Here is a 17,290-nt window from a genome sequence, read left to right as displayed (position 1 = left end):
CCATGTTGATTCCCCGTCGAGTCAAGCACCGCAAGCAGCACCACCCGAACCGCCACGGTGCGGCCAAGGGTGGCACGACGATCGCGTTCGGCGACTTCGGCATCCAGGCTCTCGAGCCGGCCTACGTCACCAACCGCCAGATCGAGTCCGCTCGTATCGCGATGACCCGCTACATGAAGCGTGGCGGCAAGGTGTGGATCAACATCTACCCCGACCGTCCGCTCACCAAGAAGCCCGCCGAGACCCGCATGGGTTCCGGTAAGGGTTCACCGGAGTGGTGGATCGCCAACGTCAAGCCGGGCCGCGTCATGTTCGAGATCTCGGGCGTGGCAGAGCCGGTCGCGCGTGAGGCCATGCGTCTCGCGATGCACAAGCTCCCCATGAAGTGCCGCTTCGTCCAGCGTGAGGGTGGTGACATCTGATGGCAGTCGGAACCAAGGACCTGGCTCCCGAGCAGCTGCGTGGTCTTGACGACACCAAGCTCGCGGACGAGCTGAAGAAGGCCAAGGAAGAACTGTTCAACCTGCGTTTCCAGTCGGCCACCGGCCAGCTGGACAACCACGGCCGTCTGCGCGCCGTCAAGAAGGACATCGCGCGGATCTACACCGAGATGCGTGAGCGCGAGCTCGGCATCGGTTCGGCCCCCGCCGCCCCCAAGGCGGAGGAGAAGGCCGAGAAGTCGTCGGCCAAGGCCGACAAGAAGGCCGACGAGGCCGAGAAGGCTGACAAGCCCGAGAAGGCTGACAAGGCCGAGAAGAAGGCCAAGAAGGCTGACAAGGCGCAGGAGGCTGACGCATGAGCGAGCAGGAGAAGGTCGTGAGCGACCAGGCGAGTGAGCGCAACTACCGCAAGACCCGTCAGGGCTACGTGGTGAGCGACAAGATGGACAAGACCGTCGTCGTCGAGGTCGAGGACCGCGTCAAGCACGCGCTCTACAGCAAGGTCATCCGCCGCACCAGCAAGGTCAAGGCGCACGACGAGCAGAACGCCGCCGGCGTGGGCGACCGCGTGCTGATCATGGAGACGCGCCCGCTCTCCGCGACCAAGCGCTGGCGCATCGTCGAGATCCTCGAGAAGGCCAAGTAACCGCTCGGGGGCTTCTCCCCCGCGTACCCCCAGCCGCCCGCGTGGCTGGGGGAGCGGGCCGGACGGCATACGTGCCCGTATGCCGTCGGCTCGCACCAAGACCACAGTTCCATTCAGTTCGGCAAGGCTCTCGAACCATGCGCGCCCGGCGCGGATCGTTCGAGAGAACCAGCACGACGACAGGAGTTAGACAGTGATTCAGCAGGAGTCGCGGCTGCGCGTCGCCGACAACACCGGTGCCAAGGAGATCCTTTGCATCCGTGTTCTCGGTGGCTCGGGCCGTCGCTACGCCGGCATCGGCGACACCATCGTCGCCACCGTCAAGGATGCGATCCCTGGCGGCAACGTGAAGAAGGGTGACGTCGTCAAGGCCGTCATCGTTCGCACCGTCAAGGAGCGCCGCCGCGCCGACGGTTCCTACATCAAGTTCGACGAGAACGCCGCGGTGATCCTCAAGGCCGACGGCGACCCTCGTGGGACCCGCATCTTCGGCCCGGTGGGCCGCGAGCTTCGCGAGAAGAAGTTCATGAAGATCATCTCGCTCGCGCCGGAGGTGCTGTGAACATGGCGAACGCCAAGATGAAGATCAAGAAGGGTGACCTCGTGCAGGTCATCTCGGGCCGCAGCCAGAAGAACGGCGGCGACCGGGGCAAGCAGGGCAAGGTCATCGCGGTCTACCCCGAGACCCAGCGCGTGCTGGTCGAGGGCATCAACCGCGTCACCAAGCACGTCAAGGCCGGCGCGACCGCCCGTGGCACCCGCACCGGTGGCCTGACGCACACCGAGGCCGCGATCCACGTGAGCAACGTGGCGATCGTCGACCCGGAGTCGAAGAAGCCGACCCGTATCAAGACGCGTGTCGAGACCGTCGAGCGAGGCGGCCGCCAGAAGGCGGCTCGCGTCCGTGTCGCGGTCAAGTCGGACAAGGACCTCTGAGATGACCGAGACCAGCACCAAGCCGCGCCTCAAGCAGCGCTACCAGGACGAGATCAAGGGCTCCCTGCAGGAGCAGTTCGGCCATGCCAACGTCATGCAGGTCCCCGGCGTCGTCAAGGTCGTCGTGAACATGGGTGTCGGCGACGCGGCCAAGGACAGCAAGCTGATCGAGGGCGCCGTGCGCGACCTCACCGCGATCACCGGCCAGAAGCCGGTCGTGACCAAGGCTCGCAAGTCCATCGCCCAGTTCAAGCTCCGCGAGGGCATGCCGATCGGTGCGCACACCACGCTCCGCGGTGACCGCATGTGGGAGTTCCTCGACCGTCTCGTGACGATCGCCCTCCCGCGCATCCGTGACTTCCGTGGCCTGTCGCCCAAGCAGTTCGACGGCAAGGGCAACTACACGTTCGGCCTGACCGAGCAGTCGATGTTCCACGAGATCGACCAGGACCGGATCGACCGCGTGCGGGGCATGGACATCACCGTGGTCACCACGGCGACCAACGATGACGAGGGTCGCGCGCTGCTCAAGCAGCTCGGCTTCCCCTTCAAGGAGAACTGACATGGCCAAGACCGCGCTCGTTAACAAGGCGAACCGGAAGCCGAAGTTCAAGGTCCGCGCGTACACCCGTTGCCAGAAGTGCGGTCGCCCGCACTCGGTGTACCGCAAGTTCGGCCTCTGCCGCATCTGCCTTCGCGAGATGGCGCACGCGGGCGAGCTGCCGGGCGTGACCAAGAGCTCCTGGTAATCGGCTCCCCGAGCCCAAGAGCAACCCCAGACCAACACACCTCTGACACCGTAGGTCGGCCCCACGGCATACGCCGAGCGGCATCACTGCCAAAGGTCGAAACCCCGGTGAGGAAGGGCGGAGAGCCCACATGACCATGACTGACCCGATTGCGGACATGCTGACCCGCGTCCGGAACGCCAACTCGGCGCACCACGACGTCGTCTCCATGCCGTACTCGAAGCTGAAGAAGAACATCGCCGAGATCCTCCAGAGCGAGGGCTACATCGCCTCGTGGAAGATCGAGGAGGCCGAGGTCGGCCAGACGCTGACCATCGACCTCAAGTACGGCCCGAACCGCGAGCGCTCCATCGCCGGCGTGCGTCGCGTGTCCAAGCCCGGTCTGCGCGTCTACGCCAAGTCGACGAACCTGCCCAAGGTCCTCGGTGGCCTCGGCGTGGCGATCCTGTCGACGTCGAACGGTCTGCTGACCGACCGCCAGGCACACGAGAAGGGCGTGGGTGGGGAAGTCCTCGCCTACGTCTGGTAAGGAGACACTGACATGTCGCGAATCGGACGACTCCCGGTCTCCATCCCCTCGGGTGTGGACATCAAGGTCGAGGGCCAGGACGTTCTCGTCAAGGGCCCCAAGGGTGAGCTTTCCCTGACCGTCGTTCAGCCGATCACGGTCGAGCTCGGCGAGGGCAACCTCGAGGTCAAGCGCCCCAACGACGAGCGCGACTCGCGCTCGCGCCACGGCCTGACCCGCTCGCTCATCCACAACATGGTCCTCGGTGTCACCGAGGGCTACGAGAAGAAGATGGAGATCCACGGCACGGGTTACCGTGTCGCCGCGAAGGGCTCGGACCTCGAGTTCTCGCTCGGATACTCGCACCCGATCCTCATCCAGGCTCCCGCCGGCATCAACTTCGCCGTCGAGAACCCGACCCGCTTCTCGGTGCAGGGCATCGACAAGCAGCTCGTCGGTGAGGTCGCGGCGAACATCCGCAAGCTGCGCAAGCCCGACCCGTACAAGGGCAAGGGCGTTCGCTACGCGGGCGAGCAGATCCGTCGCAAGGTTGGAAAGGCCGGTAAGTAAGCCATGGCAATGATCATCAAGCGCGGCAAGTCAAAGGCTGCCGCCCGCATCCGTCGCCAGGTGCGCGGTCGCAAGAAGATCGCCGGCACCGCGGTCCGTCCCCGCCTCGTCGTGTCGCGGTCCAGCCGCCACCTCTTCGTCCAGGTCGTCGACGACACCGTCGGCAAGACGGTCGCCTCGGCCTCGACGATGGAGGCCGACCTGCGCGCCTTCGACGGCGACAAGACGGCCAAGGCCAAGCGGGTCGGCGAGCTCGTGGCCGCCCGTGCCAAGGACGCCGGTATCGAGGCCGTCGTGTTCGACCGTGGTGGCAACAAGTACCACGGCCGGGTCGCGGCGATCGCCGAGGGCGCCCGCGAAGGCGGTCTGTCCCTGTGAGCAACTTCGTGAACGCAATTGTTGAGATGAGGAACATCTGATGCCCGGACAGCAGCGTCGAGGCACCGGCCCCGCCGGTGGCGGCGAGCGCACCGAGCGCGGAGACCGCCGTGACAACCGCGGCGGCCGCGACAACCGCGACAGCCGTGACGACAAGAACCAGTACGTCGAGCGTGTCGTGACCATCAACCGCGTCGCCAAGGTCGTCAAGGGTGGTCGTCGCTTCAGCTTCACCGCCCTCGTCGTCGTCGGTGACGGCGACGGCACCGTGGGTGTCGGCTACGGCAAGGCCAAGGAAGTTCCTGCGGCCATCGCCAAGGGTGTCGAGGAGGCCAAGAAGAACTTCTTCAAGGTCCCGCGCATCCAGGGCACCATCCCGCACCCCGTCCAGGGTGAGGCCGCCGCCGGTGTCGTCATGCTGCGCCCCGCCGCGCCCGGTACCGGTGTCATCGCCGGTGGTCCGGTGCGTGCGGTGCTCGAGTGCGCCGGCGTCCACGACGTCCTCAGCAAGTCGCTGGGCTCGGACAACGCGATCAACATCGTGCACGCCACGGCCCAGGCCCTGCGCGAGCTCGAGCGTCCCGAGTCGGTCGCTGCCCGTCGTGGCAAGACCCTCGAGGAGGTCGCCCCGGCGGCCATGCTCCGCGCCCGTGCCGCAGGCATCGCCGAGGCCCAGGCCGCGAAGGCTGGTGCGTGATGGCCCGCCTGAAGGTGACCCAGACCCGTTCCGAGATCGGTGGCAAGCAGAACCAGCGTGACACGCTGCGCAGCCTCGGTCTGAAGCGCATTGGCGACGTCGTCGTCAAGGAGGACCGTCCCGAGATCCGCGGGATGGTCAAGACGGTCACGCACCTCGTGACCGTCGAGGAGGTTGACTGACCATGGCCGACAACGCCAAGAAGTCGGGCGAGTCCGCCCTCAAGGTCCACCACCTGCGTCCGGCCCCCGGAGCCAAGACCGCCAAGACCCGCGTCGGTCGTGGTGAGGGCTCCAAGGGCAAGACCGCCGGTCGTGGCACCAAGGGCACCAGCGCCCGTTACCAGGTCCCGGAGAGCTTCGAGGGCGGCTCGATGCCGATGCACATGCGCCTCCCGAAGCTCCGTGGCTTCAAGAACCCGTTCCGCACGGAGTACCAGGTCGTGAACCTGGACCGCCTGCAGCTGCTCTTCCCGGAGGGTGGTCAGGTGTCCGTCGCCGACCTCGTCGCCAAGGGTGCCGTCCGTGACGGCTTCCCGGTGAAGGTGCTCGGCACGGGCGAGATCTCCGTCAAGGTCGAGGTCGAGGCGCACAAGTTCTCGGCCTCCGCCAAGGAGAAGATCGAGGCCGCCGGCGGCACGGTCACGGCACTCGCCGGCTGAGTGATCAGGCGCGAGTGACCACCACACACCTCGTGTGAGCAGCGCCCCGGGCGCCCGTCCCGCGAGCCGACGTGACGTCGGCCATCGCGGGGGGCAACCCGGGGCGCTGCGCATTTGCGTTACCCTTCCACGGATTGCATGACTTACGCCGCGCCACCGCGCGGCCCCAGGAGGACCCAGTGCTCGCCGCCTTCGTACGCGCGTTCCGTACCCCGGACCTGCGCAAGAAGCTGCTCTTCACGCTCGGCATCATCGTGCTGTTCCGGCTCGGATCACACGTGCCGGTGCCCGGCATCAGCTACAGCCTGGTGCAGAACTGCCTGCAGGCCGGCAAGGCTTCCGGTGGCAGCGACCAGAGCGGGTTCCTGAACCTCGCCAACCTCTTCAGCGGCGGTGCGCTGCTGCAGCTGTCGGTGTTCGCGCTCGGGATCATGCCGTACATCACGGCCAGCATCATCATCCAGCTGCTCACGGTGGTCATCCCGCGCTTCGAGGCGCTCAAGGAGGAGGGCCAGTCGGGGCAGAGCAAGCTGACGCAGTACACCCGTTACCTCACGATCGGCCTCGCGATCCTGCAGTCGGCGACCCTCGTGACTTTCGCGCGCAACCCCTCGAGCCTCTTCGGCGGCTCCTGCGACACGATCATGATCGACCAGTCGATGGTCACCATCCTGATCATGGTGCTGACCATGACCGCCGGCACCGGCCTGATCATGTGGTTCGGCGAGCTCATCACGGACAAGGGCGTCGGCAACGGCATGTCCCTGATGATCTTCACCTCGATCGCCGCCGGCTTCCCGGCCTCGCTCTGGAGCATCAAGCAGAACAAGGGCTGGGGCACCTTCCTCGGCATCCTCATCCTCGGGATCTTCGTCATCGCGGCGGTCGTCTTCGTCGAGCAGTCCCAGCGGCGCATCCCCGTGCAGTACGCCAAGCGCATGGTCGGACGGCGCATGTACGGCGGCACGTCCACCTACATCCCGCTCAAGGTCAACATGGCCGGCGTCATCCCGGTCATCTTCGCCAGCTCCCTGCTCGCACTGCCGGGCCTCGTCGCGCAGTTCAACACCCACGCCAACGGCGACAACCCCGGCTGGGTCTCGTGGGTGCAGGAGAACCTCGTCAAGGGTGACCACCCGATCTACATGGCGACCTATGTCGCCCTCATCCTCTTCTTCACGTTCTTTTACGTCTCGATCACGTTCAACCCGACCGAGGTCGCCGAGAACATGAAGAAGTACGGCGGCTTCATCCCGGGTATCCGGGCCGGGCGACCCACGGCCGAGTACCTCAACTACGTCCTGACCCGAATCACCGTGCCGGGTGCCATCTACCTCGCCATCGTCTCGCTGATCCCGCTCGTGGCCCTCGTCCTCGTCGGCGCCAACCAGAACTTCCCGTTCGGTGGCACCTCGATCCTCATCGTCGTCGGGGTCGGCCTGGAGACCGTCAAGCAGATCGAGGCGCAGCTGCAGCAGCGTCACTACGAAGGGTTCCTGCGTTGATGCGACTGATCATCCTCGGCCCACCCGGCGCCGGTAAGGGCACGCAGGCCGCTCGGATCGCCGAGCGTCTCGACATCCCGGCCATCTCGACCGGCGACATCTTCCGCGCCAACATCCAGGACCAGACGCCGCTGGGCGTCAAGGTCCACGAGATCATCACCTCGGGCGGCTACGTCTCCGACGACGTCACCAACGAGATCGTCGAGGACCGCCTGTCCTGGGACGACGCTGCCGAGGGCTTCCTGCTCGACGGCTACCCCCGCACCGCGGGCCAGGTCGATGCCCTCGACGCGATGCTGTCGCGTCACGGGCACGCCCTCGACGCCGTCCTCGAGCTCGAGGTCAACGAGGACGCCATCGTCCAACGGCTGCTGAAGCGGGCCGAGACCGAGGGTCGCGCCGACGACACCGAGGACGTCATCCGGGAGCGGCAGGCGATCTACCGCAAGGAGACGGCACCGCTCGCGCAGCACTACGAGCACGTCGGACTCCTCGTCAAGGTCGACGGCATGGGCACCGTCGACGAGGTCACCGACCGCGTCATCGCGGCCCTGCCGCACCACGCCTGACCACGACTGCCCCTGGGCAGTCAGCGACAAGGAACCACTGATGTTCGGACGCCGGAACCGGCTCCAGGGCCGCACCGACGAGCAGCTCCTCCTCATGCGCGAGGCAGGGCTGCTCGTCGGGCGCACCCTCGAGCTGCTCGCCCGTGAGGTCCGCCCCGGCGTGACGACCCTCGAGCTCGACCGGCTCGCGGAGGAGTTTATCCGCAGCAACGGCGGGATCCCGAACTTCCAGCTCGTGCCCGGCTACAGCCACACGCTGTGCACGAGCGTCAACAGCGAGGTCGTGCACGGCATCCCCGGCCCGCGGGTCCTCCAGGCCGGCGACATCGTCTCCATCGACTGCGGCGCCGAGGTGCAGGGCTGGAACGGCGACGCCGCCTTCACCGCGGTCGTCGGCGGCCGTGAGGCAGGCCGCCCCGAGGACGTCGCCCTCATCGACGCCACCGAGGCGAGCCTCTACGCGGGCATCGCCGCCATGCAGGTCGGCAGCCGTCTCTACGCCGTCGGCGACGCCGTAGAGGGCAGTCTCATGGCCGCAGCCGAGCGCGACGGCCGGGTCTACGGCATCATCGACGAGTACGTCGGCCACGGCATCGGCACGCAGATGCACATGGACCCGCAGATCCCCAACTACGCCGTGCGCGAGACGGGACCGAAGGTGGTGGACGGTTTCACGGGCGCCATCGAGCCGATGGTCACGCTCGGCGGCACCGACACGAAGGTGCTCGCCGACGACTGGACGGTGGTGACCCTCGACGGCACGCGCGCCGCCCACTGGGAGCACTCCGTCGCCGTCCGCGAGGGCGGGCTGTGGATCCTGACGGCCATCGACGGTGGCAAGGCGGCACTCGAGGGCGTCGGGGCGGCATACGCCCCTCTCGACACCACGGGCTGACGCCCCCCGACTGCCGCGGCAGGCCGCGGACGCGTACCCTCGCCGTCGTGAGCCTTCCCCGCAGCACGCCGTCGGCCCAGGACGTCGACGCCGCCGGCCTTCTCGCCTTCCTCGACGCCGCCGAGCGCGACAACCTCGGGCTGCACAGCCTGATGGTGGTGCGCCACGGCCAGGTGGTGGCCGAGGGGTGGTGGAGGCCGTATGCCGCCGGCCGCGTCCATCTCGCGTACTCCCTGTCGAAGACGCTGACCGCCACGGCCGTCGGCTTCCTCGTGCAGGAGGGGCTCCTCTCGCTCGAGGACCGCGTCCTCGACCACTTCCCGGAGATCGACCGCACCGCCGTGGCCGACGGCTGGGACGACGTGCGCCTCGAGCACTGCCTCTCCATGACGGTCGGTCACGAGCAGGACGCCTGGACCCAGGTCTTCGACCGGATGAGCGGTGGCGACTTCGACGGCGACTGGGTGCCGCGCGTCTTCGCGACACGGCCGTCCCGGGCGCCCGGGACGTTCTTCGCCTACAACCAGGTCGCGACCTACCTGCTGTCACTCGTCGTGCGCCGGGTGGCAGGAGCGGGCGTGGCAGAGGTGCTGCGTCCCCGCCTGCTCGAGCCGCTGGGCCTGCCCGACGTCCCCTGGCACCGCGACCCGCTCGGCCGTGAGCTCGGCTTCACCGGTGCGCACCTGACCACCGAGGCGATCGCGTCCGTGGCGCAGCTGTACCTCGACGGCGGCCGGTGGGAGGGGCGGCAGCTGCTGTCGCCGGAGTGGGTCGACCGAGCCACCCGCGCCTACGGGCCGCTGAACGAGGATCCGAACGCCGACGAGGACTGGCGCCGCGGCTACGGCTTCTCGTTCTGGATGCAGCGCTTCGGCTACCGCGGCGACGGCGCCTTCGGACAGTTCCTCATCGTGCTGCCCGAGCACGACACCGTCGTGGCGATCACCGCGGAGCAGACGCGGATGCAGTCGACCCTCGACGGCCTCTGGGCCCACCTCGTGCCCGCCATCGACCGTGGCGGCTCGACCGAGGCGGACGCCGCGCTGGCGCGGCGGCTGGCCGCGCTCGAGATCCCCGCCATGTCGGGCGGCGCCCTGGGCCCGGAGTACGCCGAGTTCAGCCGCTCCGTCGTCTCGGACCTCGCGGGCGACTACACGGCCGTGTCGGTGACCCGGGACGGACCCGGCCACCTGCTGGGCCTCAGCCGCCGCGGCGAGTGGCTCCGCATCCCCGTCGGGCTGGGGCTGTGGCGCGAGGGCGAGCTGGTGGCCGGGGGAGCGACGCTGCCGGTCGTCGCGAGCGGGGGCTGGGTCGACGAGGACACCTTCCGGGCGGAGGTCCTGTCCATGGAGTCGTCGCACCGCTTCCGGGTGGAGGCGCGCCTGCGTGGATCCGACGCCGACCTCACGTGGCGGATGGTGCCGCTCACCGGCCACGACCCGCTCTGGCTGGCGACGCGATGGTCGTAGGCGTCACCGACGAACCCTGACCGGCTGACCGCTGTCGGTGCCCGGGTGCACAATGACGGGTGCGGCACCAGGGCAGCGGAAGGGGCGATCATGGCAGGCGACGAGAGCACCGGCGTGGCCCGGCGCGACGCGACGATCGGCACGTCGTCATGGTCGGCGGGTGCGCCGGAGGGGCACAACCCGTGGCCGGCGCTCTGGGCGATGGTCATCGGGTTCTTCATGATCCTGGTCGACTCGACCATCGTGTCTGTGGCGACCCCGGCGATCCTGCGCGGGCTCCACACGGACGTCAACAGCGTCATCTGGGTCACCAGCGCCTACCTGCTCGCCTACGCCACGCCGTTGCTCATCACCGGCCGGCTCGGTGACCGCTACGGCCCAAAGAACCTCTACCTGGTCGGCCTGACCCTCTTCACGCTCGCATCCCTGTGGTGCGGACTCACCACGTCCATCACGGGGCTCATCATCGCCCGCGTCGCGCAGGGCCTCGGGGCCTCGATGCTCACGCCGCAGACGATGGCCGTCATCACCCGCACCTTCCCGGCGGCATCACGTGGTCAGGCCATGGCGCTCTGGGGCGCGACCGCCGGGGTCGCGATCCTCGTCGGCCCCGTCGTCGGCGGCCTGCTCGTCGACGGGCCCGGCTGGGAGTGGATCTTCTTCATCAACGTGCCGGTGGGGGTGGTCGCGTTCGTGCTCGCCGCCCGCCTCGTGCCGCGGCTCGAGACGCACAGCCACACCTTCGACTGGCTGGGCGTCGCGCTGTCGGCGGTGGGCATGTTCCTCGTCGTCTTCGGCGTCCAGGAGGGCGAGACCTACGACTGGGGCACCATCACCGGCATCGTGTCGGTTCCGCTCCTGATCGCCCTGGGACTGCTCGTGCTCGGGGTGTTCCTCTGGTGGCAGGCGCACAACACCCGTGAGCCGCTGCTGCCATTGGGCCTCTTCGGTGACCGCAACTTCTCCCTCGCCAACGTAGCGATCACGACCATCGGCTTCTCGATCACCGCCATGGCCTTCCCGTTCATGCTGTATGCGCAGGTCGTGCGCGGGATGTCGCCCACCGCGTCGGCGCTGCTGCTCGCACCGATGGCCGTCATCTCCGGAGGCCTGGCGCCGGTGGCCGGCAAGCTCGCCGACCGGGTCCACCCGCGCGGCATCACCGCCGCCGGTATCGGCCTCACCGCTGCCTCCCTTCTCTGGCTCGCTCTCGTCATGCAGCCCGAGACGCAGACGTGGTTGCTGCTGCTCCCGATGGCGCTGATGGGTGTCGGCAATGCCTTCATGTGGGGACCCCTCGGCGCCACGGCCACCCGTAACCTGCCACTGACCTCGGCCGGCGCGGGCTCGGGCGTCTACAACACGACGCGCCAGGTCGGCGCCGTCCTCGGCAGTGCGGCCATCGCCGCCCTCATCCAGGCTCGCCTCTCGGCAGACCTGCCCGGGGCCTCTGGCCGGCTGAGCGGCCTGCAGGGCTCCGGTGCGCCCATACCGGCCAGGGCCGCCTCGGGCTTCGCCGACGCGATGTCGGAGTCCATGCTGCTCCCGGCTGCGGTGCTGCTCATCGGGGTGGTCGCGGTCCTCTTCTTCGAGCGGCCCGCGAGCCACGGGCGGCCACCAGCACCGGCGTCCGCCGTGCCGGCGACCGGGGCGTCAGGCTCGGCCTGACCGTTGCCGCGGTGCGTCGAGGGGTCGAGTCGAGGGGTCGAAGCGGCCCCGGTCACCGGCCGAGGGTGCCGGCGCGGCCACCGACGTGCACGACCATCCTCTCGGCGACGACCCGGGCGTTGGTCTGCAGCACCTCCAGCGGAACACGGGGCAGGTTCTCCTCCCAGTCGATGAGAGGTGAGCCGCGGAACTGCAGCATCCGGGCGGGCCTGCCGAGGAAGAAGAGGTGCAGGTGGGCACCGCCATCGCCGTACTTCGCGACCTGGACGCGCCCGACGCTCGGCACGTGCTCCACCGCGTCGGCAACGGCGACGAGCAGCTGGCCCATCTCGCCGGCCAGCTCCGAGGGCAGCGTCGTCAGGTCGTGGTGCTCGGCCGGCGCCAGCACGAGCATCACGGGCAGACCCGTGTCGCGGGACAGGGTGAGCCGCCAGCGCGGGTTGGTCCACACCACCCGGTCCTCGTCGTCGTCCTGGCCGAGGCCGCCGGCGCACCAGCACTGGGTGGGGTCCTCGCCGCGACGGGCCGGCTCCTCGGCGGCCGGTGGCGCCACCGGCTTGAGGCGCAGCCCACTGATCTCGTAGGGGTAGATGTCCCAGCCGGGCATCTCCTCAACTGCGACGGGGAGCCGGCCGTCCGGCCCGGCCGCAGCGGCGATGCGCGCGTAGTAGTCCTCGACGCTCTCCGCGTCGGCGGGTGGGGCGCTCACCGTGTCGAGGCGGTCGTCCGGCGCGGCGGGCACGCCTGGGTGGTCGGGCAGGGACGGGGGCGTGGCGTCTCCGGTCTCGGTCACCCTGCCAGTATGCCGGGCACGTGACGCGGTGACCGGGGGCGCCGGTCGCGATCGGCGGGCGAGGATGCCACGGCGTGCGGCATACGGGAGCGGTGCCGGGCGCCATGTGGGAGCCTGCGGCATGGGCACGATGGGTGACTACCTGGCCGGACTGGGTGACGACGAACGGACCGCCCTGCAGCGGGTGGTCGACCTGGCGCTGCGCGTGGCGCCCGAGGCACAGGAGGGCACCAGCTACGGCATGCCGGCACTGAAGCTCGACGGTCGCCCGCTCGTCGGCATCACCGCCGCCGCCGGTCACCTGTCGGTCTTCCCGTTCAGCCCGGCCGTCGTCGCGGCCCTCGCCCCGGACCTGCCGGGCTTCTCCCTGAGCAAGGGCACGATCCGCTTCACTGCCGCGCACCCGCTTCCCGACGAGGTCGTCGAACGGCTCGTGACGTTGCGCCGGGCCGAGCTCGAGGGCTGATCGGCCCGCGCTCCTGGAACGGGCCGCTCGAGCACCTTGAGCGGTCCTTGCCCGATTTCGGGAACGACGCGTTCTGGCGTAGTCTTGTGCGTTGGGTGTCGTGTGTCTGGGCGCCTGAGTTCTGCGCGTGCCCCGAGCACGGCATACAGGCACGTCCCAAGGCCGGCTCAGTCCGGGTCGGCCACCAACAGATAGACGGAGGATATGGCCAAGAAGGACGGTGTCATCGAGATCGAGGGCACGATCGTCGAGGCTCTCCCGAACGCAATGTTCCGGGTCGAGCTCTCCAACGGTCACAAGGTTCTCGCACACATCTCGGGCAAGATGCGACAGCACTACATCCGGATCCTCCCCGAGGACCGTGTCGTGGTGGAGCTCTCGCCCTATGACCTGACCCGCGGTCGGATCGTCTTCCGCTACCGCTGAGCACCAGCTCGGCCGTGACCCACCCGCACCTGCGGGCGTGTCCGGCTGGACGAGTGCGAGGCACCAACTCCCGATTACACAACCAAGCACCTGCTCCCACGAGCCCTCCTGGGCCCGCGGTAACGGGTGCGCGATCTGAAGACAGCAGGCAGATGAAGGTTCAGCCGAGCGTCAAGAAGATCTGCGACAAGTGCAAGGTGATCCGCCGCAACGGTCGGGTCATGGTGATCTGCGAGAACCTGCGCCACAAGCAGCGCCAGGGCTGAGCAGCAGCACCACCCTCGCCGTCGACAGACTTTCGACAGCACGCGAAAAAGTGAATGAAAGCAGCACCCGGCCCCTGATGACCGACCGTCGTGTCGGCGCAGGACGTCACCCCCGGCACGGAGGCCGGGGACCGGTGGCCCGTCCTTCTGAGTGACGGGCCGTGACCCCGGATCGGTGACCTGCTCCAGACCTCCGCGAAACAGAAATCAGGAGACAACCCAACATGGCTCGTCTTGTTGGAGTCGACCTTCCGCGCGAGAAGCGCGTCGAGGTCGCACTGACCTACATCTTCGGTGTCGGTCGCACCCGTTCCAAGGAGGCGCTGGTCGCGACCGGCGTCGACCCCAACATCCGCGTCAAGGACCTCGGTGAGACCGAGCTCGTTGCGCTTCGTGACTTCCTCGAGGGCAACTACCGCCTCGAGGGTGACCTTCGCCGTGAGGTGCAGGCCGACATCCGCCGCAAGGTCGAGATCGGCTCCTACGAAGGTCTCCGTCACCGTCGTGGTCTGCCTGTGCGCGGCCAGCGCACCAAGACCAACGCGCGCACCCGCAAGGGCCCGAAGCGCACCGTGGCCGGCAAGAAGAAGGCCAGGTGACGTTGATCGCGCTGCGATCGCGTCCCACCGACATCCAGTTCTGACGTAGGAGAAAAATGCCTCCCAAGGCTCGCGTGACGAAGGTTCGTCGCAAGGAGAAGAAGAACGTCGCCCACGGGCACGCTCACATCAAGAGCACGTTCAACAACACGATCATCTCGATCACGGACCCCACGGGCGCCGTGATCTCGTGGGCCTCTGCCGGCCAGGTCGGCTTCAAGGGTTCGCGCAAGTCCACCCCGTTCGCTGCCCAGATGGCCGCCGAGGCTGCTGCCCGCCGCGCCATGGAGCACGGCATGCGCAAGGTCGACGTCTTCGTGAAGGGCCCGGGTTCGGGCCGCGAGACGGCGATCCGTTCGCTCACCGCCACCGGCCTGGAGGTCGGCGCGATCAGCGACGTCACGCCCACGCCGCACAACGGTGTCCGCCCGCCCAAGCGCCGCCGCGTCTGATCCGGCCAGAGACCAGGAAGAGTAGATAAGTCATGGCTCGTTACACCGGCCCGATCACCAAGAAGTCCCGCCGCCTCAAGATGGACCTCGTCGGCGGCGACAAGAACTTCGAGCTCCGTCCCTTCCCGCCCGGCCAGCACGGCCGTCGCCGGATCCAGGAGAAGGAGTACCTGACGCAGCTGCAGGAGAAGCAGCGCGCCCGCTTCACCTACGGCGTCATGGAGAAGCAGTTCGTCCGCTACTACAAGGAAGCGGCGAAGCGCCCCGGCAAGACCGGTGAGAACCTCCTGCAGATCCTCGAGACCCGTCTCGACAACGTGGTCTACCGCGCGGGCCTGGCCCGCACGCGCCGCCACGCCCGTCAGCTCGTCACGCACGGCCACTTCGAGGTCAACGGCGTGCGCGTCGACGTCCCGAGCTACCGCGTCGAGCAGTACGACATCATCACGGTCCGCAAGCAGTCCGTCGAGAGCTTCCCGTTCGAGCTGGCCCGCCAGACGTTCGGCGAGCGTCCCGTGCCGGCCTGGATGCAGGTCGTCGACGGCTCGCTGCAGATCCTCATCCACCAGCTCCCGGTGCGCGCGCAGATCGACTCGCAGCTCACCGAGCAGCTGATCGTCGAGCTCTACTCGAAGAACTGATCAAGGTTCGGTATGCCGTGAAGCACGCTTCACGGCATACCGAACTCTTGCGTGGGGTCGGCTCGCAGACAGAGCCGCGCCGGCCCGCCCGGATCACGACCGGGCAGTTTCACGAGGCGTCATATGGCGGTCGCCCGTGGGAAGGAAATGAACAGTGCTCATCGCACAGCGTCCCGTCCTCTCCGAAGAGGTCGTGGTCGAGAACCGCAGCCGCTTCACCATCGAGCCGCTCGAGCCCGGCTTCGGCTACACGCTCGGCAACTCCCTCCGTCGCACCCTGCTCTCGAGCATCCCGGGCGCGGCAGTCACCTCCATCCGCATCGACGGCGTGCTCCACGAGTTCACGACCGTTCCGGGCGTGAAGGAGGACGTCACCGAGATGATCCTCAACATCAAGGGCCTCGTCGTCTCCTCGGAGCACGACGAGCCCGTCGTCATGTACCTGCGCCAGCAGGGCCCGGGTGCGGTGACCGCCGCCGACATCACGCCTCCGGCGGGTGTCGAGGTGCACAACCCGGACCTGCACATCGCGACGTTGAACGACAAGGGCAAGCTCGAGATGGAGCTGACCGTCGAGCGTGGCCGTGGCTACGTCTCGGCGCAGCAGAACAAGTCCGGTGACCAAGAGATCGGCCGCATCCCGGTCGACTCGATCTACAGTCCGGTGCTCACCGTCACCTACAAGGTCGAGGCGACCCGAGTTGAGCAGCGCACCGACTTCGACAAGCTGATCGTCGACGTGGAGACGAAGAACTCGATGACCCCGCGTGACGCCATGGCCTCGGCCGGCAAGACGCTGGTCGAGCTCTTCGGCCTGGCTCGCGAGCTCAACGTCGAGGCCGAGGGCATCGACATGGGCCCGTCGCCGACGGACGCCGCGCTCGCCGCGGACCTCGCGCTGCCGATCGAGGACCTGGACCTCACGGTTCGTTCCTACAACTGCCTCAAGCGCGAGGGCATCCACACCGTGGGTGAGCTCGTGGGTCGCAGCGAGGCCGACCTGCTCGACATCCGCAACTTCGGCGCGAAGTCGATCGACGAGGTCAAGGCCAAGCTCGTCGGCATGGGTCTGGCCCTCAAGGACAGCCCGCCCGGATTCGACCCGTCGGCCCTCGTCGACGGCTACGGCGACGACGACTACAGCGACGACGACGACCAGTCGTTCGTCGAGGACGAGCGTCTCTGACCAACCGCTTCTTGACCTAGCCCTCGGCACCTCGCTCGAGACCGGCACGGTCAGACTTCTAGGAGAAACGAAATGCCCACCCCCACCAAGGGTCCCCGCGTCGGTGGCGGCCCCGCCCACGAGCGGCTGATCCTGGCCAACCTCGCGACGTCGCTGTTCGAGCACGACAAGATCACGACGACCGAGGCCAAGGCCAAGCGTCTGCGCCCGCTCGCCGAGCGCCTCATCACCTTCGCCAAGCGCGGAGACCTGCACGCCCGTCGCCGCGTCCTCACGGTCGTGCGCGACAAGGGTGTCGTCCACCGTCTCTTCGCCGAGATCGCCCCCGACATGGCGGCTCGCGAGGGTGGCTACACCCGCATCACGAAGATCGGCGCCCGCAAGGGTGACAACGCCCCCATGGTCGTCATCGAGCTCGTCCGCGAGCCGCTGTCGGCCAAGAAGGCGACGGTCAAGGAGGCCGAGGCCGCCACGAAGCGCGCTGCGAAGCAGGACGCCCCCAAGGCCGCCGCTGCCGAGGACGTCGAGACCGACGAGGAGCTGACCACGACCGACCAGGCCGTCGACAGCACCGAGGCGACCGACGCGCCCGAGGCGACGGACGCTCCCGAGGCGACGGACGCTCCCGAGGCGACGGACGCCGAGACCACGGAGTCCACGGAGTCCACCGACGGCGACGCCGACACCAAGGCCGACGCCTGATCCACGGTCATCGCCACTCGAGAAGGGCCTCGCACCAGTTCTGGTGCGGGGCCCTTCCCGCATCCGTG

Annotated in this window: 27 protein-coding genes; 26 read left to right on the top strand and 1 reads right to left on the bottom strand. The window is 68.3% G+C overall.

Translation table 11 applies throughout. The features are described 5' to 3' along the window. Positions 1 to 2: 2 nt before the first annotated feature. The 18 genes from rplP (at position 3) to AC3WRT_RS03995 (ending at position 11,691) form a co-directional block, all read left to right on the top strand. Positions 3 to 422 carry a 50S ribosomal protein L16 gene (gene rplP / locus AC3WRT_RS04080; RefSeq protein WP_030194232.1) on the top strand — a complete coding sequence of 140 codons (420 nt, stop codon included), beginning with the start codon at positions 3 to 5 and terminating at the stop codon, positions 420 to 422. Then, on the top strand, positions 422 to 799 hold the full coding sequence (gene rpmC / locus AC3WRT_RS04075; protein WP_492719411.1) for a 50S ribosomal protein L29: 378 nt from the start codon (positions 422 to 424) through the stop codon (positions 797 to 799). Before rplP ends, rpmC begins: the two co-directional genes overlap by 1 nt. After that, positions 796 to 1,086, top strand: a complete 291-nt coding sequence (rpsQ, locus tag AC3WRT_RS04070; RefSeq protein ID WP_492719409.1) for a 30S ribosomal protein S17 — start codon at positions 796 to 798, stop codon at positions 1,084 to 1,086. The genes rpmC and rpsQ overlap by 4 nt, the downstream gene beginning before the upstream one ends. Positions 1,087 to 1,279: 193 nt before the next feature. After that, positions 1,280 to 1,648 carry a 50S ribosomal protein L14 gene (gene rplN, locus AC3WRT_RS04065; protein WP_020143234.1) on the top strand — a complete coding sequence of 123 codons (369 nt, stop codon included), beginning with the start codon at positions 1,280 to 1,282 and terminating at the stop codon, positions 1,646 to 1,648. A 2-nt stretch (positions 1,649 to 1,650) separates the two neighbouring features. Next, positions 1,651 to 2,022: a 50S ribosomal protein L24 gene (gene rplX / locus AC3WRT_RS04060; protein WP_492719406.1), complete on the top strand. Its 372-nt coding sequence runs from the start codon at positions 1,651 to 1,653 to the stop codon at positions 2,020 to 2,022. Between the two features lies 1 nt (position 2,023). After that, positions 2,024 to 2,584: a 50S ribosomal protein L5 gene (rplE, locus tag AC3WRT_RS04055; protein WP_492719404.1), complete on the top strand. Its 561-nt coding sequence runs from the start codon at positions 2,024 to 2,026 to the stop codon at positions 2,582 to 2,584. Position 2,585: 1 nt separating this feature from the next. Beyond that, on the top strand, positions 2,586 to 2,771 hold the full coding sequence (locus AC3WRT_RS04050; protein WP_020143231.1) for a type Z 30S ribosomal protein S14: 186 nt from the start codon (positions 2,586 to 2,588) through the stop codon (positions 2,769 to 2,771). A 130-nt stretch (positions 2,772 to 2,901) separates the two neighbouring features. Beyond that, positions 2,902 to 3,300, top strand: a complete 399-nt coding sequence (gene rpsH / locus AC3WRT_RS04045) for a 30S ribosomal protein S8 (protein WP_020143230.1) — start codon at positions 2,902 to 2,904, stop codon at positions 3,298 to 3,300. 12 nt (positions 3,301 to 3,312) lie between these two features. Continuing rightward, positions 3,313 to 3,849, top strand: coding sequence for a 50S ribosomal protein L6 (gene rplF / locus AC3WRT_RS04040; RefSeq protein ID WP_492719401.1), 537 nt, complete (start codon positions 3,313 to 3,315; stop codon positions 3,847 to 3,849). 3 nt (positions 3,850 to 3,852) lie between these two features. Further along, positions 3,853 to 4,227, top strand: coding sequence for a 50S ribosomal protein L18 (gene rplR, locus AC3WRT_RS04035; protein WP_492719399.1), 375 nt, complete (start codon positions 3,853 to 3,855; stop codon positions 4,225 to 4,227). A gap of 40 nt (positions 4,228 to 4,267) precedes the next feature. Continuing rightward, positions 4,268 to 4,924 (top strand): 30S ribosomal protein S5, encoded by a 657-nt coding sequence (gene rpsE / locus AC3WRT_RS04030; protein ID WP_142176975.1) that lies wholly within the window; start codon positions 4,268 to 4,270, stop codon positions 4,922 to 4,924. Then, entirely contained in the window at positions 4,924 to 5,106 is a 183-nt protein-coding gene (gene rpmD / locus AC3WRT_RS04025) for a 50S ribosomal protein L30 (RefSeq protein ID WP_045191891.1), read from the top strand. The genes rpsE and rpmD overlap by 1 nt, the downstream gene beginning before the upstream one ends. Before the next feature lie 2 nt (positions 5,107 to 5,108). Further along, positions 5,109 to 5,585 carry a 50S ribosomal protein L15 gene (gene rplO / locus AC3WRT_RS04020; protein WP_492719396.1) on the top strand — a complete coding sequence of 159 codons (477 nt, stop codon included), beginning with the start codon at positions 5,109 to 5,111 and terminating at the stop codon, positions 5,583 to 5,585. Positions 5,586 to 5,764: 179 nt separating this feature from the next. After that, positions 5,765 to 7,090, top strand: coding sequence for a preprotein translocase subunit SecY (gene secY / locus AC3WRT_RS04015; protein ID WP_492719393.1), 1,326 nt, complete (start codon positions 5,765 to 5,767; stop codon positions 7,088 to 7,090). Then, positions 7,090 to 7,659 (top strand): adenylate kinase, encoded by a 570-nt coding sequence (locus tag AC3WRT_RS04010; RefSeq protein ID WP_492719388.1) that lies wholly within the window; start codon positions 7,090 to 7,092, stop codon positions 7,657 to 7,659. The genes secY and AC3WRT_RS04010 overlap by 1 nt, the downstream gene beginning before the upstream one ends. A 40-nt stretch (positions 7,660 to 7,699) precedes the next feature. Next, complete coding sequence (gene map / locus AC3WRT_RS04005) at positions 7,700 to 8,554, top strand: type I methionyl aminopeptidase (RefSeq protein WP_492719386.1); 855 nt, start codon at positions 7,700 to 7,702, stop codon at positions 8,552 to 8,554. A gap of 47 nt (positions 8,555 to 8,601) precedes the next feature. Further along, the gene (locus AC3WRT_RS04000) at positions 8,602 to 10,023 is read left to right on the top strand and encodes a serine hydrolase domain-containing protein (RefSeq protein WP_492719384.1); all 1,422 of its coding nucleotides are present in this window, start codon (positions 8,602 to 8,604) and stop codon (positions 10,021 to 10,023) included. Positions 10,024 to 10,113: 90 nt separating this feature from the next. Further along, the gene (locus AC3WRT_RS03995; RefSeq protein WP_492719382.1) at positions 10,114 to 11,691 is read left to right on the top strand and encodes a DHA2 family efflux MFS transporter permease subunit; all 1,578 of its coding nucleotides are present in this window, start codon (positions 10,114 to 10,116) and stop codon (positions 11,689 to 11,691) included. 52 nt (positions 11,692 to 11,743) lie between these two features. On the opposite strand, the gene AC3WRT_RS03990 is transcribed toward AC3WRT_RS03995, so the two are convergent. Beyond that, positions 11,744 to 12,484 (bottom strand): hypothetical protein, encoded by a 741-nt coding sequence (locus AC3WRT_RS03990; protein ID WP_492719380.1) that lies wholly within the window; start codon positions 12,482 to 12,484, stop codon positions 11,744 to 11,746. A 121-nt stretch (positions 12,485 to 12,605) separates the two neighbouring features. Here AC3WRT_RS03990 and AC3WRT_RS03985 point away from each other — a divergent pair, with 121 nt between their 5' ends. From AC3WRT_RS03985 to rplQ, 8 genes are all read left to right on the top strand, one after another. Continuing rightward, entirely contained in the window at positions 12,606 to 12,950 is a 345-nt protein-coding gene (locus tag AC3WRT_RS03985; RefSeq protein WP_492719378.1) for an iron chaperone, read from the top strand. A gap of 204 nt (positions 12,951 to 13,154) precedes the next feature. Further along, positions 13,155 to 13,376 carry a translation initiation factor IF-1 gene (gene infA, locus AC3WRT_RS03980; protein ID WP_013493543.1) on the top strand — a complete coding sequence of 74 codons (222 nt, stop codon included), beginning with the start codon at positions 13,155 to 13,157 and terminating at the stop codon, positions 13,374 to 13,376. A 152-nt stretch (positions 13,377 to 13,528) separates the two neighbouring features. After that, positions 13,529 to 13,642: a 50S ribosomal protein L36 gene (gene rpmJ, locus AC3WRT_RS03975; RefSeq protein WP_006592630.1), complete on the top strand. Its 114-nt coding sequence runs from the start codon at positions 13,529 to 13,531 to the stop codon at positions 13,640 to 13,642. Between the two features lie 224 nt (positions 13,643 to 13,866). Next, complete coding sequence (rpsM, locus tag AC3WRT_RS03970) at positions 13,867 to 14,241, top strand: 30S ribosomal protein S13 (RefSeq protein WP_492719372.1); 375 nt, start codon at positions 13,867 to 13,869, stop codon at positions 14,239 to 14,241. 56 nt (positions 14,242 to 14,297) lie between these two features. After that, positions 14,298 to 14,693 (top strand): 30S ribosomal protein S11, encoded by a 396-nt coding sequence (gene rpsK, locus AC3WRT_RS03965; RefSeq protein WP_034801606.1) that lies wholly within the window; start codon positions 14,298 to 14,300, stop codon positions 14,691 to 14,693. Positions 14,694 to 14,725: 32 nt separating this feature from the next. Beyond that, the gene (rpsD, locus tag AC3WRT_RS03960) at positions 14,726 to 15,334 is read left to right on the top strand and encodes a 30S ribosomal protein S4 (RefSeq protein ID WP_492719369.1); all 609 of its coding nucleotides are present in this window, start codon (positions 14,726 to 14,728) and stop codon (positions 15,332 to 15,334) included. Positions 15,335 to 15,488: 154 nt separating this feature from the next. Then, positions 15,489 to 16,520 carry a DNA-directed RNA polymerase subunit alpha gene (locus tag AC3WRT_RS03955; RefSeq protein ID WP_492719367.1) on the top strand — a complete coding sequence of 344 codons (1,032 nt, stop codon included), beginning with the start codon at positions 15,489 to 15,491 and terminating at the stop codon, positions 16,518 to 16,520. A 72-nt stretch (positions 16,521 to 16,592) separates the two neighbouring features. Further along, the gene (rplQ, locus tag AC3WRT_RS03950; RefSeq protein ID WP_492719365.1) at positions 16,593 to 17,222 is read left to right on the top strand and encodes a 50S ribosomal protein L17; all 630 of its coding nucleotides are present in this window, start codon (positions 16,593 to 16,595) and stop codon (positions 17,220 to 17,222) included. Positions 17,223 to 17,290 lie beyond the last annotated feature (68 nt).

The sequence above is a fragment of the Terrabacter sp. FW104-15G4B genome (assembly GCF_058790095.1).
This window is presented reverse-complemented; position numbering and strand designations above follow the sequence as displayed.

Coding starts and splice junctions, on each gene's coding strand:
- rplP (WP_030194232.1), top strand. CDS start 3: ATGTTGATTCCCCGTCGAGTCAAGCACCGCAAGCAGCACCACCCGAAC.
- rpmC (WP_492719411.1), top strand. CDS start 422: ATGGCAGTCGGAACCAAGGACCTGGCTCCCGAGCAGCTGCGTGGTCTT.
- rpsQ (WP_492719409.1), top strand. CDS start 796: ATGAGCGAGCAGGAGAAGGTCGTGAGCGACCAGGCGAGTGAGCGCAAC.
- rplX (WP_492719406.1), top strand. CDS start 1,651: ATGGCGAACGCCAAGATGAAGATCAAGAAGGGTGACCTCGTGCAGGTC.
- rplE (WP_492719404.1), top strand. CDS start 2,024: ATGACCGAGACCAGCACCAAGCCGCGCCTCAAGCAGCGCTACCAGGAC.
- AC3WRT_RS04050 (WP_020143231.1), top strand. CDS start 2,586: ATGGCCAAGACCGCGCTCGTTAACAAGGCGAACCGGAAGCCGAAGTTC.
- rpsH (WP_020143230.1), top strand. CDS start 2,902: ATGACCATGACTGACCCGATTGCGGACATGCTGACCCGCGTCCGGAAC.
- rplF (WP_492719401.1), top strand. CDS start 3,313: ATGTCGCGAATCGGACGACTCCCGGTCTCCATCCCCTCGGGTGTGGAC.
- rplR (WP_492719399.1), top strand. CDS start 3,853: ATGGCAATGATCATCAAGCGCGGCAAGTCAAAGGCTGCCGCCCGCATC.
- rpsE (WP_142176975.1), top strand. CDS start 4,268: ATGCCCGGACAGCAGCGTCGAGGCACCGGCCCCGCCGGTGGCGGCGAG.
- rpmD (WP_045191891.1), top strand. CDS start 4,924: ATGGCCCGCCTGAAGGTGACCCAGACCCGTTCCGAGATCGGTGGCAAG.
- rplO (WP_492719396.1), top strand. CDS start 5,109: ATGGCCGACAACGCCAAGAAGTCGGGCGAGTCCGCCCTCAAGGTCCAC.
- AC3WRT_RS04010 (WP_492719388.1), top strand. CDS start 7,090: ATGCGACTGATCATCCTCGGCCCACCCGGCGCCGGTAAGGGCACGCAG.
- map (WP_492719386.1), top strand. CDS start 7,700: ATGTTCGGACGCCGGAACCGGCTCCAGGGCCGCACCGACGAGCAGCTC.
- AC3WRT_RS03995 (WP_492719382.1), top strand. CDS start 10,114: ATGGCAGGCGACGAGAGCACCGGCGTGGCCCGGCGCGACGCGACGATC.
- AC3WRT_RS03985 (WP_492719378.1), top strand. CDS start 12,606: ATGGGCACGATGGGTGACTACCTGGCCGGACTGGGTGACGACGAACGG.
- infA (WP_013493543.1), top strand. CDS start 13,155: ATGGCCAAGAAGGACGGTGTCATCGAGATCGAGGGCACGATCGTCGAG.
- rpmJ (WP_006592630.1), top strand. CDS start 13,529: ATGAAGGTTCAGCCGAGCGTCAAGAAGATCTGCGACAAGTGCAAGGTG.
- rpsM (WP_492719372.1), top strand. CDS start 13,867: ATGGCTCGTCTTGTTGGAGTCGACCTTCCGCGCGAGAAGCGCGTCGAG.
- rpsK (WP_034801606.1), top strand. CDS start 14,298: ATGCCTCCCAAGGCTCGCGTGACGAAGGTTCGTCGCAAGGAGAAGAAG.
- rpsD (WP_492719369.1), top strand. CDS start 14,726: ATGGCTCGTTACACCGGCCCGATCACCAAGAAGTCCCGCCGCCTCAAG.
- rplQ (WP_492719365.1), top strand. CDS start 16,593: ATGCCCACCCCCACCAAGGGTCCCCGCGTCGGTGGCGGCCCCGCCCAC.